Genomic DNA, 15,983 nt, shown 5'->3' with positions numbered 1-15,983 from the left:
CGGAGACCCTCACGTGCGAATCCTGTTTGTCAGTGCGAACTACGGTGGCAATGTCGTCGGCGGCGCCCAGGTCTCCATCCGGCTGGTGGCCGAGGAGATGGTGAAGCTCGGCCACGATGTCGCGGTCGCCTCCATCGATGACGGCAAGCCCGACCTGCCCGACTGGCAGATGCCGGGTCTGCGCCGCTTCCGCTTCGATGTCGAGAATCTCTACTGGCGCCCGGCCCGCCGGCCCGGCGCGTTGCGCCGGCTCGCCTGGCACCTGATCGACCGCAGTCCGGGACACCATTCGCGCTCGCTCGGTCGGATCATGGATGACTTCATGCCCGACGTTGTGCACACGAACGTCCTCGGCGGCGTGGGCAGCGGCCCGTGGCGCGCCGCACGCAGACGCGGCATCCCGATCGTCCACTCGGTCCACGACTACTACGTGATGTGCCTGACCTCGGGCATGCGGCGTGGCGGCAACTGCGCCCGACCGTGCAAGAGCTGCGATGTCCTGTCATCGGTGACGGCAGGCGACTCGGCGCTGGTTGACGGCGTCATCTATGTCTCGCAGCACATGCGGGACACCCACCGGGCGGCTCGGCGCTTCGCCGGGGCGCGGCACGAAACCATCCTGCACGGCCCGCAGGCGACCAGTCCGGTGTTCCCGGCCCGGCCGCCGCTGCGCCACGGCACGCCCGTGCGCTTCGGCTACCTCGGCCGCATCGCGCCGGACAAGGGCATCGACCGCCTGCTGAACGAGTTCCGGCGCCTGCCCGACTGCCAGACCTGGACGCTCAAGGTCGCCGGCAACGGCAGCGCACCCTATACCGAGACACTGCGGGCACGTTCGGCCGGCCTGCCGGTGGAATTCGTCGGCGTGGTCGAGGCACGGCGGTTCTTCCAGTCCATCGACGTGCTCGTCGTGCCCTCGCTGTGGAACGAGCCGGCGGCCCGGGTCGTGTACGAGGCCGGGCTCGCCGGGGTCGCGCCGATCGTGAGCCGGCGCGGCGGACTGCCGGAACTGGTCGCCCAGGGAAGCCGCGGCTGGGTGTACGAGCCCGACGAAGCTGGCGCGCTCGCTGCCCTGCTCGAAGGCTGCATCAACGCGCCCGCGACCATCGCGGCCCGGGCCAACGCCTGGGAATCCGTCACCTCGACCTTCGCGATCGCCGATGTCACGGCCCGAACGCTGGACTTCTATCGCCAGGTGATCGCCAGCCGCACGACGCGGGCGCGTCACAGCCGCGATTCGGAAGTCTCCCTGGAAGACACCTCACTGCGCGAGTCGCCCCATGCTGACCACTAATCTCCCGGCCGTCTTCCGAGCGCGGCGCCGGACGCTGTTCGTCACCAGCGCGCTCGTGGCGCTGCTGTGCGCGGTCGCGCTGGCCGTGCTGCCGCGCAAGTACGTCGCCTCTGCCGAGATCCTCTACGACGTGAAGGCCAGCGATCCGATCGTGGGGGCGATGCTGTCGGCTCAGCTGCTGCCGAGCTATCTGGCGACGCAGATCGACCTGATCTCCAGCGAACGCATGGCGCGCGAGGTGATACGCGACCTCCGGCTCGAAGCCGAGCCGCGCGCCCACGACGAATGGGAAAGCTCGGTCGACGACGGCGTGCCCTTCGAGTCCTACTACGCGGGCGAGCTGCTGCGCTATCTCGACGCCAAGGTGGGCAAGCAGAGCAACGTGATCACCGTCTCGTTCAAGGACCGTGATCCCGAGCGCGCGGCACGCATCGCAAACGCTTTCGTCGACACCTACTTCCGTCTGGATCTCGCGCTCAAGCGCTCCTCGGCGGAACGCTATGCGGACTGGTACGACGAGCAGCTCGACGATCTGAGGCGCAACGTCGACCTGACCCAGAAGAAGGTCATCGACTTCCAGCGCGAAACCGGGCTCATCAGCGCCGACGAGAAGAGCTCGAATGACCTCGACTATCTCAACAATCTTTCCAGCGAACTTGCCGACGTGCAGAAGGAGCGCGCGGCCGGCCAGGCCCGGCTCCAGACGAGCGTCAGCGCCGACAGCGCCACCGAATCCTTTGCCAGCAGCACCATCCAGGCCTTGCGGGCCGACGTCGCGCGCACCTCGGCCGAACTGAGCGCGCGCGAGGGTGCGCTCGGTAGCGCCCATCCCGACGTGCAGGCGATCCGGACCCGGCTCGAAGTGCTCAATGCCCAGCTGGCCAAGGAAACCGGCCGGCTGGCCCGGTCAATGGTGCGCAGCGCGGAGGTGGCCCACGAGCAGGACCGGGTGTTGCGTCAGACGGTGGACCAGCAGCGTGAACGCATCCTCGAACTCCAGGAACAGCGCGCCCGCCTGGCCACGCTGCTGCGCGACGCCAAGAGCGCCCAGGCTGCCTACGACAATGCGCTTGCCCGCAAGAGCCAGGCCTCGCTGGAGAGCAAGCAGTCCGAGAACACCGCGAAGCTGTTCACCCATGCCGACGCGCCCTACAAGCCGTCGAGCCCGAAATTGTCCGTGCTCGCCATCCTGGCCGTCATGCTCACGGCGCTGTCCGGCATCGCCGCGACCCTGTTCCATGAGTGGCGCGACCCGCGCGTGCGCAGCATCGATGACCTGGTGTCCTTCACCGAACTGCCGGTCATGCGACTCGACTGGCGAATCGAACCCAACCGCCGGAAGCCCGACCATGCACGCTGACACCTCGCATCCCCATGAGGACGCCTCGCCCCTGACGCCGGTCATCCGGGCCACGCCGTCGCGCGGACGGATGCTGGGTGAAATCCTCGTCGAGCAGGGCATGCTGGTCGAGGAGGACGTGGCGCGCATCGTCGAGGCGCAGAAGACTTCGGGTCATTCCTTCGGCGTCACCGCGCTTGCAATGGGGCTCCTGAACCAGCGCGACCTCGATTCGGCGCTTTCGCTCCAGTTCGGCCTCGTGCCGCTGGCCAATGACGAACGCGGTCGCCTGTCGCCGGACCTGATCGCCATCCACGAGCCGCTGGGTCGGCGCACGGAAGCCGTGCGCAAGCTGCGCAACCAGCTCGATGCCCAGCGCATGGCACTCGGCAGCAAGTCACGCGTGATCGCCGTCTTGAGCGAAGGTCGTGGCGAAGGCCGGAGCTGGCTCGCCGCGAATCTGGCCGTTGTCTATGCGCAGTCGGGAATGACCACCTGCCTCATCGATGCCGACTTCCGCTCCCCACGCATGCACGACATGTTCGGCCTGACCCAGCATCCGGGACTGTCGGCTTTCCTGTCGGCGCGCGACGCCGGCCCGTCCTGGCGCTCGCCGGGCGGCGTGCCGACGCTGCGGGTGCTGACGGCGGGCGCCGTGCCGCCGAACGCCGGCCAGTTCCTGTCCGACCTGCGGGTGCGCTCGCGCTTCGGCGCGCTGACCGCCGGCGCCGACATGACGCTCGTCGACGTGCCGGCCTGCGACGGCTGCTCCGACTACCAGTCCGTCATCACCGGCATGCATGCGGACGTCATCGTCCTCGCGCGTGCCGACCGAACCTCGCTGCCCGGCTTCCAGACCCTCCTCGGCGAGCTTCAGCGCATGCAGGCCGAGGTGCTCGGCATCGTCTACTGCGGCTGACGGTCGATGAGCAGGCGCATCTACATCAACGGTCGCTTCCTCGGCAGGCGGCTCACGGGCGTGGACCGGTTCGCGCTGGAGCTGACCCGTGCTCTCGATCGCGCGCTGGAGCACGACGAGGGACTGCGGCACGCAGCCCGGTTCGAGCTGCTCGTACCGGAGGGCACGCAGGCACCGGGGTTCCGGCACATCGTGGTGCGGACCGTGGCCGGCCCCGGCGGACAGGCCTGGGAACAGGTCGCGCTGCACCGGGCCACGCGCGACGGTCTGCTGCTCAACCTGTGCAACACGGGTCCGTGGCTGAGGCGGGAGCAGCTGATCGTGATCCACGACGTGGCGGTCTACCGGGTTCCGCAATCGTTCCGGCGCAGCTTCCGACTGCTATACCGGGTCGCGCTTCCGCTGCTCGCCCGCAGGTCGCGCCATGTCGCCACCGTCTCGGAGTTCTCGCGCAAGGAGATCGCGGAGCTGCTGGACATCCCCGCCAGCCGCATCGGCGTCATCACGGAGGGAGCCGAGCATCTGCGGCAGCAGCAGCCCGACGAGTCGGTGCTGGCGCGGCACGGTCTGGCCAACCGCGGCTACTTCCTCGGCGTGAGCAGCGCGGCGCCGCACAAGAACTTCCGGCTCCTGCTCGACTCGGCGCGGCTGGCGGGCAATGCCGACCTGCCGGTGGTGATCGCCGGTGGCGTCGATCGGCGCATCTTCGGCGAGGGCGGCGGCGATGATGCCGACCGGCGGGTCCGGTGGCTCGGCTATGTCAGCGATGCGGAACTGCTGGCGCTGTACCGCAATGCGCTCGGCTTCGTCTTCCCGTCCATCTACGAAGGCTTCGGCATCCCGCCGATCGAGGCCATGGCCTGCGACTGCCCGGTAATCGCCGCGCGGGCGGCATCGATCCCCGAAGTCTGTGGCGATGCCGCGCTCTACATCGATCCGACCGATCCGGCCGACCTGCTGGATGCGATGCGACGTCTGCGCGATTCGCCCGGCCTGCGGGACACGCTGATTGCCGCCGGGCAACGCAACCTGTCGCGCTGGCGCTGGGCGCAAGGCGCGCGCGACCTGCTTTCGATGCTGCAACTTCCGCAGGCCCCCGACCAACCCGGCGCAGAGCCGCCCCCGTAGGCAGCGGCCACGCCGGTCATGCCGGCGTCGAGGGCCGGAGCGGGCTGAGTGAGCGAGCGCGACCGCTCGACGGCCTTCATCGCCACGCTGGCCTGGACCTTCTGACCGGCAAGCGTCACCGCGCCGGCGGCACGCCCGGCAGCGCGGCTGCAAGCGCTTTCACCATGCCGTCGAAAGCCTCGCCCAGCGCCCGCCCGCCGGTGTCGATCACGAGGTCGGCCTTGGCGTAGAAGGCCTCGCGCCCCGCGAGGATCAGCCGCAAATCCTCCATCGCCTGCGCGTTGTTCGACATCGGCCGGGTGTCGCCCTGGGCCAGCACACGGCTCATGTGCTCCTCGGGCGAGGCGCGCAGCCAGAGCGTGTAGCAATGCGCGAGCAGCGCGTTGAAGGTGGCCGGCTCCGATACCAGCCCGCCCGGCGTGGCAATCACCGCCTCGGGATAGATCTCGATCACCTCGTCGAGCGCACGGCGCTCGTAGCGGCGGTAGGCGTTGGCGCCGTAGAGCGCGTGGATCTCGCTCGGCGTGCAGCCGGCGGTGCGCTCGATCTCTCGGCTGAGTTCGATGAAGGGCCAGCCCAGATGCTCGGCCAGCAGCCGGCCGAGCGTGCTCTTGCCCGCGCCGCGCAGCCCCACGAGCGCGATGCGGCTCGCGCGCCGCGCCTGCGGCGACGGCTCGGCGAAGAGCGTGGTCAGCGCCTCGCGCGCGCGCCGCAGATCGGGCTCGGCGCGGTCGGCCATGAGGTCGCGGATCAGCAGCCACTCGGCGCTCGCGGTGGTCTCGTCGCCGAGCAGCGCGGCGATCGGGCATTCGAGCGCGCCCGCCACCTGCCGCAGCACCAGTACCGACACGTTTCCGAGGCCCGTCTCCAGATTGGCGAGATGGCGCTCGGACACGTCGGCCGCCTCGGCCAACACGCGGCGCGGCATGCCACGGCGCGAGCGCAGCAGCTTCACGCGCTCGCCGAGGGCGAGGAGGAAGGGATCGCGCTCGGCGCGGGCCGCCGCCGGCGCATCGGCGGGCGGGCCGAGCGCGATGCCGGCCGCGTCGGGCACGACGCCGTGCGCGACGGGCAGATCGGCGCCGGCCGCGTCGGTATGCCCGTTCGCGCGCGGCGGCGCGACGGTGGTTTCCGGGTCGTATCGGGGCGTGTTCAGCACGGGCTGGCCTTCAGGAGCAAGGGTCAATCCTGATTCGATGATGCACTATATTGCTTGACGCATCTCAAGTGCGAGCACTAAATTGCACTCAACGACAGGCAGTATCTTGCATGTTCGCAAGACACCGCCACCCCGCAATTCCACTGGCCCACCGGGCCGTGACGAGGCAGGCACATGGCAGTCGAGGACTTCAGCTCGCTCATCGCGGGCATCACCGCCGGCATCGCCGGCCAGCCGCTCGACGCGGCGCTGGCCGACCGGCTCAACGCGCAGATGGCGCCCGGCACGCCCGGCTACTCGGCGGTGTTCGACGCCTGCCGCGCCGGCATCGCCGAAGGCTGGATGTGCGCCCAGGAGCACGGCGGCATCCGCTACGGCCGCGTCATCAAGGCCGGCGACGCGACCCACGGCTTTTCCGTGGACGTGGTTGACATGAACGATATTGCAGGCCCGCTCCACACCCATCCCGAAGGCGAGATCGACCTTGTCATGCCGCTCGACGCCGACGCGAAGTTCGACGGCCACGGCGCCGGCTGGGTCGTGTACGGCCCCGGCAGCCAGCATCGGCCGACCGTCTCGGGCGGCCGCGCCCTTGTCCTCTACCTGCTGCCGCAAGGCGCGATCCAATTCCACAAGGGCTGAGCGCCATGACGACCGAACTGCTTCCCAACTTCCTCGGCGGCGAATGGGTCGCCGGCCAGGGGGAGAGCCAGACGCTGACCGATCCGGTGACGGGCGAGGCGCTGGTGCGCGTGTCGAGCGCCGGCCTCGACCTCAAGGCCGGCTTCGCCTTCGCCCGCGAACGCGGCGGCGCGGCGCTGCGCGCCATGAGCTACGGCCAGCGCGCCGCGATGCTCGGCGCGGTGCTCAAGGTGCTGCAAGCCAACCGCGACAGCTACGAGGCCATCTCCACCGCCAACTCGGGCACGACCAAGGCCGACACCGCCGTGGACGTGGACGGCGCGATGTTCACGCTCGGCTGGTTCGCCAAGGCCGGCGCGGCGCTCGGCGAGGCGCGCGCCCTGCTCGACGGCCCGGCCGCCCGACTCGCGAAGGACGACGTGTTCCGCTCCCAGCATCTGCTGCTGCCGGCGCGCGGCCTCGCGCTGTTCATCAACGCGTTCAACTTTCCGGCCTGGGGCCTGTGGGAAAAGGCCGCGCCCGCGCTGCTGTCGGGCGTGCCGGTGGTGGTCAAGCCCGCGACGGCGACCGCCTGGCTCACGCAGAAGATGGTGGCCGACGTGGTCGCGGCCGGCGTGCTGCCGGCGGGGGCGCTCAGCATCGTCTGCGGCGGCTCGGGCGGCTTGCTCGACGCGCTGGCGGGCGAGGACGTCGTGTCCTTCACCGGCTCGGCGGCGACGGCGGCGACGATCCGCGGCCATGCGGCCTTCCGCGAGCATTCGGTGCGGCTGAACGTCGAGGCCGACAGCCTCAACTCGGCGCTGCTGCTGCCCGATGCCGCGCCCGGCTCCGACGCCTTCAACCTGTTCGTGCGCGAGGTGGTGCGCGAGATGACCGTCAAGTCGGGCCAGAAATGCACCGCGATCCGCCGCGTGTTCGTGCCGGCCGAGCGTTACGACGCAGTGGCCGAGGCCATCGGCGCGAAGCTCGCGGGCATCAGGGTCGGCAATCCGCGCGACGAGTCGGTACGCATGGGTTCGCTCGTGAGCCGCGACCAGTACCGCACGGTTCGCGACGGCATCGCGGCGCTGCGCGGCGTGGCCGAGGTGCTGCATGACGGCGATTCGCATGCGCTGGTGGGCGCCGATCCGGCCGTCGCCGCCTGCGTCGGCCCGACGCTGCTCGGCGCGCGCGACGCGGCCGCCGCCACGCTCGTGCATGACCTGGAGGTGTTTGGCCCGGTGGCGACGCTGCTGCCCTACGCCAGCCTCGACGAGGCGCATGCGCTGGTGCGGCGCGGCCAGGGCTCGCTCGTCGCCTCGCTCTACGGCGCCGACCACGCCGCGCTCGCCGCGAGCTGCCTCGCGCTCGGCGACCTGCACGGCCGGCTCCATGTGGTGTCGCCCGACTGCGGCGCGGCCCACACCGGCCACGGCAACGTGATGCCGCAATCGCTGCACGGCGGCCCCGGCCGCGCGGGCGGCGGCGAGGAGCTGGGCGGACTGCGCGGGCTCGGCTTCTATCACCGGCGCTGCGCGGTGCAGGCAGCGCCCGCCGTGCTGGAGGCGCTCGCGCCGGCCGTGATCCAGCCCTGAGCGGCGGCGCCCCCCCCGAGACGCGGCGCAACGACCGACCTTCCATCGGCCAGCGCCGCCCAAACCGGCGCCGCAAGGGTGAAGCCCGATTCCGCACGCCGGCCGAAAGCCGCATGAAGGCCGTTTGCCCGCCAGCGGCGCAAGACCACCGCAACACGCCAGACCCCGGCGCAACCCACCGCGCCCAGCCGGCAATGCTGGCACCGCAGCACCACCAGAACACCGAGGCCGGCCCCAGCCGTCCCGCGCGAACCAGCAAAGAGGAGCCGACATGTCCACCCCCCACGCCGCGCCGCCCGAGCGTTTCAACTTCGCCGCCCACCTGATGGCGCTGAACGCCGGCCGCGCCGCCAAGCCGGCCTACATCGACGACCGGGGCACGCTCAGCTACGGCCGCCTCGCCGACGGCATCCGCCGCTTTGCCGGCGCGCTCGCCGCGCTCGACATCCGGCGCGAGGAGCGCGTGCTGCTCGCCCTGCCCGACACACGCGACTGGCCGGTCGCCTTCCTCGGCGCGCTGTACGCGGGCGTCGTGCCGGTCGCGGTCAACACCCTGCTCACCGCCGCCGACTACGCCTACATGCTCGGCCACTGCCGCGCCCAGGCCATCATCACCAGCGAATCGCTCGTACCCGCCTTCCGCGAGGCGATGGCCGCCACCGCCGGCAATGAGGTGCGCCACGTCATCGTCGCGAGCGAGACCGACGAGCCCGCGCGCCTCGGCCCCGGCTTCCACGACCTGCGCGACCTGCTTGCCGCCGCCACGCCGCGCGCCGACGCCGCCCACACCGCGCGCGACGACATCGCCTTCTGGCTCTATTCGTCGGGCTCGACCGGCAAGCCCAAGGGCACGGTGCACACGCATGCAAACCCGTGGTGGACCGCCGAGCTGTACGGCCGCGAAGTGCTCAGGCTGGCCGAGAGCGACATCGTGTTCTCGGCCGCCAAGCTGTTCTTCGCCTATGGCCTCGGCAACGGGCTGACCTTCCCGCTCAGCGTGGGCGCGACCGTCGTGCTGCTGCCCGGCCGGCCCACGCCCGACGCGGTGTTCAGGCGCCTCGTCGATCACAAGCCCACGGTGTTCTACGGCGTGCCGACGCTGTTCGCGTCGATGCTCGCCTCGCCCGACGCGCCCGCCGCCGACCAGGTCGCGCTGCGCCTGTGCGCCTCGGCCGGCGAGGCGCTGCCGAAGGAGATCGGCGAGCGCTTCACCCAGCGCTACGGCGCCAAGATCCTCGACGGCATCGGTTCGACCGAGATGCTGCACATCTTCCTCAGCAACCGCGCCGACGACCTGCGCTACGGCTCCACCGGCAAGCCGGTGCCCGGCTACGAACTCGAACTGCGCGGCGACGACGGCCGCCCGGTGCCGCGCGGCGAGGTGGGCGACCTCTACATCAAGGGCCCGAGCGCCGCGCTCATGTACTGGACCAACCGCGAGAAGAGCTGCTGCACCTTCGTCGGCGAATGGCTCAAGAGCGGCGACAAGTACTTCCAGGACGCCGACGGCTACTACGTCTATGCCGGCCGCAGCGACGACATGCTCAAGGTGAGCGGCCTGTACGTGTCGCCGTTCGAGGTCGAGGCGGCGCTAATCGAGCATCCGTCGGTGCTGGAAGCGGCCGTGATCGGCAAGGTCGATCACGACCAGCTCGTCAAGACCAAGGCCTTCGTCGTGCTCAAGGGCGGGCTGCTGCCGACGCCCGAGCTGGAGGCCGAGATCAAGGCCTTCGTGAAGGAGCGGCTCGCGCCCTTCAAGTACCCGCGCTACCTCGAATTCGTGAAGGAACTGCCCAAGACCGCGACCGGCAAGATCCAGCGCTTCAAGCTGCGCGAGCGCGAGGCGAACGGCGCGGCGAACGAGGCGGCGTGAGCCGGCCCGGGACGAGGACATGACGATGGACCGCAGCACCGACCAACCCGCCGTTTCGGTGCCCGCGCACGGCGCCGCGCCGGCCGCCCGCGCTCCGCAAGCGCTTGCAAGCCTGCCCGCCGGCCGGCCCTTTCGCATCGGCGCGATCCAGTCCGGCCGCGCGGTCGAGCTGGAAGCCGTCTGGGTCGGCGGCGACGATCCGGCCGCGCCCGTCATCGTCTTCCTGCATGAAGGCCTCGGCTCGGTCTCGCTCTGGCGCGACTGGCCCGAGCGGCTGTGCCGCGCGGCCGGCTGGCGCGGCCTCGTGTTCTCGCGCGCCGGCTACGGGCAATCGACGCCGCGCCCGGCCGACGAACGCTGGGGGCCGGACTTCCTGCACATCCAGGCGACCGAGGTGCTGCCCCAGGTGCTCGACGCCGTCGGCCTCGGCGGCGACGCGCGGCCCTGGCTGTTCGGCCACAGCGACGGCGGCTCGATCGCGCTGATCTTCGCGGCGATGTTTCCGCAGCGCGCGGGCGGCATCGTCGTCGCGGCGCCGCACATCGTCGTCGAGCCGGTGACGATCGCGAGCATCGAGCAGGCGCGCGACGCCTGGCACGCCACCGACCTGCGCCACAAGCTCGCCAGGCATCACGCCGACCCGGCCTCGGCCTTTCTCGGCTGGAACGACATCTGGCTCGATCCGGCCTTCGCCGGCTTCGACATCACCGCGCTGCTGCCGCGCATCGCCTGCCCGGTGCTCGCGGCGCAGGGCGTCGATGACGAGTACGGCACGCTCGAACAGGTGCGCGGCATCGCGCGCCGCGTGCCGCAGACCGAGCTGCTCGAACTGCCCGACTGCCGCCACTCGCCGCACCGCGACCAGCCCGACGCGCTCGAACGCGCCGTGACCGACTTCCTGCGGCGAAACGCCGCAACCACGCCGGCCGCCCCGTGCGGCACCGGCCACGCCGCGACCGCCGCCCCGGCCCGCGCGGCCTCTCCTCCCCACTGATCCCCAGCCGCGACGCAAGCCGCACCCGGCGAGCCGGCACAGACCGGCCGCCGCCCCAGCCAAACCGAGGAGACACCACCATGACCAGCACCTTCGGGCGCGGGCAAGCCCCCTGCGCGCCTTCGATCCGTGAATCCGCCCGCCGCGCCGTGGCGCTCCCGTCCGCCGTAATGGCGCCCACCCGCGTCGGCGCGGCCGCCGTGCGCCCAGCCCTGCGCGCCCTCGCCGCCGGCTGCGCGCTGGTCGCCGGCCTCGCCGCCGCGCCCTCGGCCCTGGCCCAGACCGCCGCGCCGCCCAAGCTCAAGGTCGGTTTCATGCTCCCCTACAGCGGCACCTATGCCGCGCTCGGCAGCGCGATCGAGAACGGCTTCCGCCTGCACGCCCAGGAACAGGGCGGCAAATTCGGCGGGCGCGAGATCGAGTACGTGCGCGTCGATGACGAATCCGACCCGTCCAAGGCGGTGGACAACGTCAACAAGCTCATCAAGCGCGATCAGGTGGACGTGATCGTCGGCACCGTGCATTCGGGCGTCGCGATGGCGATGGCCCGCGCGGTGAAGGAAAGCGGCACCCTGCTCGTCATCCCCAACGCCGGCGGCGACGCGATCACCGGCCCGATGTGCGCGCCCAACATCTTCCGCACCTCGTTCAGCAGCTGGCAGCCGGCCTATGCGATGGGCAAGGTCGTGGCGCAGAAGGGCCACCGCAAGATCATCACCGTCACCTGGAAGTACGCGGCCGGCGACGAGTCGGTGAAAGCCTTTGCAGAGGGCCTCCAGACCGGCGGCGGCGAAGTGGTGAAGGACCTCACCGTGCCCTTCCCCAACGCCGAATTCCAGGCGCTGCTCACCGAGATCGCGGCGGCAAAGCCGGATGCGGTCTACGCCTTCTTCGCGGGCGCGGGCGCGGTCAAGTTCGTCAAGGACTACGCGGCGGCCGGGCTCAACAAGAGCATCCCGCTCTACGGCCCCGGCTTCCTCACCGACGGCACGCTCGAAGCCCAGGGCGACGCGGCCCAGGGCATGTTCACCACGCTGCACTACGCCGACCTGCTCGGCACGCCACGCGACGACGCCTTCCGCCTCGCCTACGCCAAGACCTGGAAGCTCCAGCCCGACGTGTACGCGGTGCAGGGCTATGACGCGGCCCAGGCGCTCGCCATCGGCTTCAAGGCCGTCGGCGGCGACACGGCCAAGCGCAAGGAGCTGATCGCCGCGATGGAGAGCGCGAAGATCGACAGCCCGCGCGGCCCCTTCGTCTTCAGCAAGGCGCACAACCCGGTGCAGGACATCTATCTGCGCCGCGTGGAAGGCAACGTCAACAAGAGCCAGGGCGTCGCGGCCAAGGCGCTCGCCGATCCGGCGCGCGGCTGCCGCATGGCCTCGGCTTCGTGAAGGCAGGGCGATGGACGCGGCCACCTTCCTGATCCAGAGCCTCAACGCGGTCCAGTACGGGCTGCTGCTGTTTCTCGTCGCCAGCGGGCTCACGCTGATCTTCGGGATCATGGGGATCATCAACCTAGCGCACGGCAGCTTCTACATGCTGGGCGCCTACCTCGCCTTCGGCCTCGGGCCGGTGGTGGAGCGTCTGGGCGGCGGCTTCGGCATGACGCTGCTGCTCGGCCTCGTGCTGGCGCTGGCGATCGGCGCGCTGCTGGAGTGGTGCTTCTTCAGCTTCCTGTACGAGCGCGACCATCTCCAGCAGGTGCTCATGACCTACGGCCTCATCCTCGTGTTCGAGGAAGTGCGCAGCCTGCTGGTCGGCAACGATGTGCACGGCGTCGCGCCGCCGGCCTGGCTCGCGGGCAGCGTCAGCCTCGGCGAGACGATGAGCTATCCGGTGTACCGGCTGTTCATCTCGGTCGTCTGCCTCGTGCTGATCGTGGCGCTGCATCTGCTGCTGTCGCGCACCCGGCTCGGCATGCGGGTGCGGGCCGGCGCGAGCAACCGCGCGATGGCCCAGGCCATGGGCATCGACATCGCCTGGCTGTACCGCGCGGTGTTCGCGATCGGCGTGGCGCTCGCGGCCTTTGCCGGGATGGTGGCGGCGCCGGTGTCGTCGGTGTACCCGAACATGGGCGCGCAGGTGCTCATCGTCTGCTTCGTCATCGTCGTGATCGGCGGCATCGGTTCGATCAAGGGCGCGCTGGTCGCGGCGCTGCTGGTCGGCTTCGTGGACACCTTCGGCAAGGTGTTCTTCCCCTCGATGGCCGGCGCGCTCGTGTACGTGGCGATGGCGGTCATCCTGCTCTGGAAGCCCCAGGGCCTCGTCCGGCAGTTCTGAAGGAGACGACGATGAATGCGGTTCCCGCCTCCCTCCCGCCTTCGGGCCTGCCGTGGTTCCGGCTGAGCCGGGGCGCCTTCGATGCCGGCCTGCTGCTGGCGCTGGTGGCGCTGCCGCTGCTCGCGCCGGGCTGGCAGGTCGATCTGGTGCTCAAGGTGCTGGTGCTCGCGCTGTTCGCGGTGAGCCTCGAACTGCTCGTGGGCCATACCGGTCTGGTGTCGCTCGGGCATGCGGCCTTCTTCGGCATCGGCGCCTACGTGCCGGCGCTGCTCGCGTCGGACAGCGAGCCTGGCTCGCTGCTGCTGCTGGGCGGCGCGGCGATGCTGGCGGCGGCCGGCTACGCGCTCGCGGTCGGGCTGCTCACGCTCAGGTCGCAGGGCATCTACTTCATCATGGTCACGCTGGCCTTCGGGCAGATGGCCTATCACGTCGCGCACGACACCAAGCTCGCGGGCGGCACCGACGGCATCTACCTCTATCTGCGCCCGCTGCTCGCGGTGGGCTCCGCCACGCTGGTGGATACCGAGGACCGCGTGCAGCTCTACTGGCTGGTGCTCGGCACGCTGGTCGCGGCCATCGGCTGCCTCAACCTCGTGCTGCACAGCCGCTTCGGCCGGGCGCTGGCGGGCGTGCGCGTGAACGAAACCCGCATGCGCGCTACCGGTTATGCGACCTATCCGTACAAGGTGGCGATCTTCGTGCTGGCGGCGGTGCTGGCGGCGCTGGCGGGCTTCTTCCAGACCGTGAAGGACGGCTTCGTCAGCCCCGAGAGCCTGAGCTGGCACCAGTCGGGCGCGGTGCTGGTGATGTGCATCCTCGGCGGGCTCGGCAGCCTGCGCGGCGCGGTGCTCGGCGCCGTGGCCTTCGTGGGCTTGCAGGAGCTGTTCCAGAGCGAGGCGCTGTTCGGCGACTTCGCGCGCCACTGGCAGCTCGGATTCGGCCTCGCGATCATCGTCTGCGTCGCGCTCATGCCACGCGGGCTGGTGCATCTCGTGGGCGATGCGGTGAAGCGGCTCGGCCGCGCTTCGGACGGAGGGCAGCCGTGAGGCGCGCCGCACGCCCTTTCCGCGTCCGCGCCGCCCGCCCGTCCTTCGACCGAGCCGCAGGCCCTTCCCTCGTCAGCACCGGAGACCGCGCATGAAGCCCGTCATCCATCACACGCACGCGGGCCAGCCGGCCCTCGTCGCGGCCGGACTCACGCGCGCCTTCGGCGGGCTGGTCGCGGTCGATCATGTGGACATCACCGTCAGCGCCGCGAGCGTGCATGCGGTCATCGGCACCAACGGCGCCGGCAAGTCCACGCTCATCAACCTGCTGACCGGCGAGTTCCCGCCCACGTCGGGAAGCATAGTGTTCGAGGGCCGCGACGTGACGGCCTGGAGCCAGCACCGCCGCTCGCGCGCCGGCATGGGCCGCAGCTACCAGCGCAACACGATCTTTCCGGAGTTCGACGTGCTGGAGAACTGCCGGCTCGCCGCGCAATCGCGCTGGCAGCGCGCGTGGAACTGGATCACGCCGGCCGCGCGCTGCCGGCTGGCGCGCGAGCGCGCGGCCACGGTGATCGAGCGCGTCGGCCTCGGCGCGGTGGCGCAGCGGCGCGCGGCCGAGCTGTCGCACGGCCAGAAGCGCCAGCTCGAAATCGCGATGTGCCTCGCCACCGCGCCGCGCGTGCTGCTGCTCGACGAGCCGCTCGCCGGCATGGGCGCCGAGGAGACCGAACGCATGCTCGCCGTGCTCGACGACCTGCGCCGCGACCACGCGATCCTGCTCGTCGAGCACGACATGGACGCGGTGTTCCGCATCGCCGACCGCATCACGGTGATGGTGAACGGCCGCGTGATCGCGAGCGGCACGCCCGACGCGATCCGGCGCGATCCGGCGGTGCGGGAGGCCTATCTGGGCCATGAAGCGGCGGAGGCGGCATGAGCTTCGAGCCTTCCTTCGCCGCCTCGCGCGACGATACCGCGCCCAGCCTCGATCCGGCCGGTGCCACGCAGCCCGCCCCGCGCGCCGACCCCCTCCTCGCCGCCACCGACCTCGTCGCCGGCTACGGCCAGAGCCGCGTGCTGCACGGCGTGAGCCTCGCCATCGGACGCGGCCGCAGCGTCGGCCTGCTCGGGCGCAACGGCATGGGCAAGACCACGCTCATCCGCAGCCTGCTCGGCTTCGTGCGCGCCCAGCGCGGCACGGTGACGATCGCCGGCCGCGACATGACCCATGCGAAACCGGAGCGCATCGCCCGCCTCGGCATCGGCTATGTGCCCGAGGGGCGCGGCGTGTTCCCCAACCTGAGCGTGCGCGAGAACCTCGTGATGGCCGCGCGCCCCGGCGTCGACGGCCGGCGGGACTGGACACTCGACCGCGTGCTCGCCACCTTCCCGCGTCTGGCCGAGCGCCTCAACCACGGCGGCGGCCAGCTCTCCGGCGGCGAGCAGCAGATGATGGCCATCGGCCGCGCGCTCATGACCAACCCCGACCTGCTCATCCTCGACGAAGCCACCGAGGGACTCGCGCCGCTCGTGGTGAAGGAGATCTGGAAGGTCATCGCCGCGATCCGCGAGACGGGCATCGCCTCGCTCGTCGTCGACCGCGACTACCGCGCGGTCCTCGCCCACACCGACGACTGCGTCGTGCTCGAAAAGGGCCAGGTCGTCGTCGCCGAAGCCTCGGCCGCGCTCGCCGCCGACCCCGCGCGGCTGCATCGCTGGCTGGGCGTGTGAGGCCGGCGGGCCGCGAAGGCCCGCCCGCGCAATGCCCGCGCGCCGCCTCCGTCACCGC

General features: G+C 71.0%; 14 protein-coding genes. 13 read left to right on the top strand and 1 reads right to left on the bottom strand.

Features of this window, described 5'->3' with window-relative positions:
* Positions 1-13 precede the first annotated feature (13 nt).
* The 4 genes from H566_RS0112855 to H566_RS0112840 are packed head-to-tail and all read left to right on the top strand — an operon-like array spanning position 14 to position 4,680.
* On the top strand, positions 14-1,294 hold the full coding sequence (locus H566_RS0112855; RefSeq protein ID WP_028311764.1) for a glycosyltransferase: 1,281 nt from the start codon (positions 14-16) through the stop codon (positions 1,292-1,294).
* Positions 1,281-2,654: a hypothetical protein gene (locus H566_RS0112850; RefSeq protein ID WP_028311763.1), complete on the top strand. Its 1,374-nt coding sequence runs from the start codon at positions 1,281-1,283 to the stop codon at positions 2,652-2,654. Before H566_RS0112855 ends, H566_RS0112850 begins: the two co-directional genes overlap by 14 nt.
* Positions 2,644-3,552: a CpsD/CapB family tyrosine-protein kinase gene (locus tag H566_RS24860; protein WP_156924415.1), complete on the top strand. Its 909-nt coding sequence runs from the start codon at positions 2,644-2,646 to the stop codon at positions 3,550-3,552. The genes H566_RS0112850 and H566_RS24860 overlap by 11 nt, the downstream gene beginning before the upstream one ends.
* Positions 3,553-3,558: 6 nt before the next feature.
* Complete coding sequence (locus tag H566_RS0112840) at positions 3,559-4,680, top strand: glycosyltransferase family 4 protein (RefSeq protein ID WP_028311762.1); 1,122 nt, start codon at positions 3,559-3,561, stop codon at positions 4,678-4,680.
* 115 nt (positions 4,681-4,795) lie between these two features.
* Here the strand turns inward: H566_RS0112840 and H566_RS0112835 are convergent, their stop codons facing one another.
* Positions 4,796-5,734, bottom strand: coding sequence for a helix-turn-helix transcriptional regulator (locus tag H566_RS0112835; RefSeq protein ID WP_425387942.1), 939 nt, complete (start codon positions 5,732-5,734; stop codon positions 4,796-4,798).
* A gap of 279 nt (positions 5,735-6,013) precedes the next feature.
* Between H566_RS0112835 and H566_RS0112830 the strand changes: the two genes are divergently transcribed.
* From H566_RS0112830 to H566_RS24845, 9 genes are all read left to right on the top strand, one after another.
* Positions 6,014-6,481, top strand: a complete 468-nt coding sequence (locus tag H566_RS0112830; protein WP_028311760.1) for a DUF4863 family protein — start codon at positions 6,014-6,016, stop codon at positions 6,479-6,481.
* Positions 6,482-6,486: 5 nt separating this feature from the next.
* A complete protein-coding gene (locus H566_RS0112825; RefSeq protein WP_034411531.1) occupies positions 6,487-8,055 on the top strand; it encodes a 3,4-dehydroadipyl-CoA semialdehyde dehydrogenase in 1,569 nt (522 codons plus the stop codon).
* Between the two features lie 271 nt (positions 8,056-8,326).
* Positions 8,327-9,928, top strand: coding sequence for a benzoate-CoA ligase family protein (locus tag H566_RS0112820; RefSeq protein ID WP_028311758.1), 1,602 nt, complete (start codon positions 8,327-8,329; stop codon positions 9,926-9,928).
* Between the two features lie 25 nt (positions 9,929-9,953).
* Positions 9,954-10,922 (top strand): alpha/beta fold hydrolase, encoded by a 969-nt coding sequence (locus tag H566_RS24855; protein WP_084545053.1) that lies wholly within the window; start codon positions 9,954-9,956, stop codon positions 10,920-10,922.
* Positions 10,923-11,092: 170 nt separating this feature from the next.
* The gene (locus tag H566_RS0112810; RefSeq protein WP_034411530.1) at positions 11,093-12,316 is read left to right on the top strand and encodes an ABC transporter substrate-binding protein; all 1,224 of its coding nucleotides are present in this window, start codon (positions 11,093-11,095) and stop codon (positions 12,314-12,316) included.
* Positions 12,317-12,326: 10 nt separating this feature from the next.
* Positions 12,327-13,205: a branched-chain amino acid ABC transporter permease gene (locus H566_RS0112805; protein ID WP_028311756.1), complete on the top strand. Its 879-nt coding sequence runs from the start codon at positions 12,327-12,329 to the stop codon at positions 13,203-13,205.
* Positions 13,206-13,216: 11 nt separating this feature from the next.
* On the top strand, positions 13,217-14,251 hold the full coding sequence (locus H566_RS24850; protein ID WP_084545052.1) for a branched-chain amino acid ABC transporter permease: 1,035 nt from the start codon (positions 13,217-13,219) through the stop codon (positions 14,249-14,251).
* Between the two features lie 91 nt (positions 14,252-14,342).
* The gene (locus tag H566_RS0112795; protein ID WP_051378703.1) at positions 14,343-15,131 is read left to right on the top strand and encodes an ABC transporter ATP-binding protein; all 789 of its coding nucleotides are present in this window, start codon (positions 14,343-14,345) and stop codon (positions 15,129-15,131) included.
* Entirely contained in the window at positions 15,128-15,925 is a 798-nt protein-coding gene (locus H566_RS24845; RefSeq protein WP_084545051.1) for an ABC transporter ATP-binding protein, read from the top strand. Before H566_RS0112795 ends, H566_RS24845 begins: the two co-directional genes overlap by 4 nt.
* The last annotated feature ends 58 nt before the right edge of the window (positions 15,926-15,983 follow it).

It is taken from the genome of Derxia gummosa DSM 723 (genome assembly GCF_000482785.1).
In the GTDB taxonomy this organism is placed as follows: domain Bacteria; phylum Pseudomonadota; class Gammaproteobacteria; order Burkholderiales; family Burkholderiaceae_E; genus Derxia; species Derxia gummosa.
Note: the sequence above shows the minus strand (reverse complement) of the source record. Positions and strands in the feature narration are given on the sequence as shown.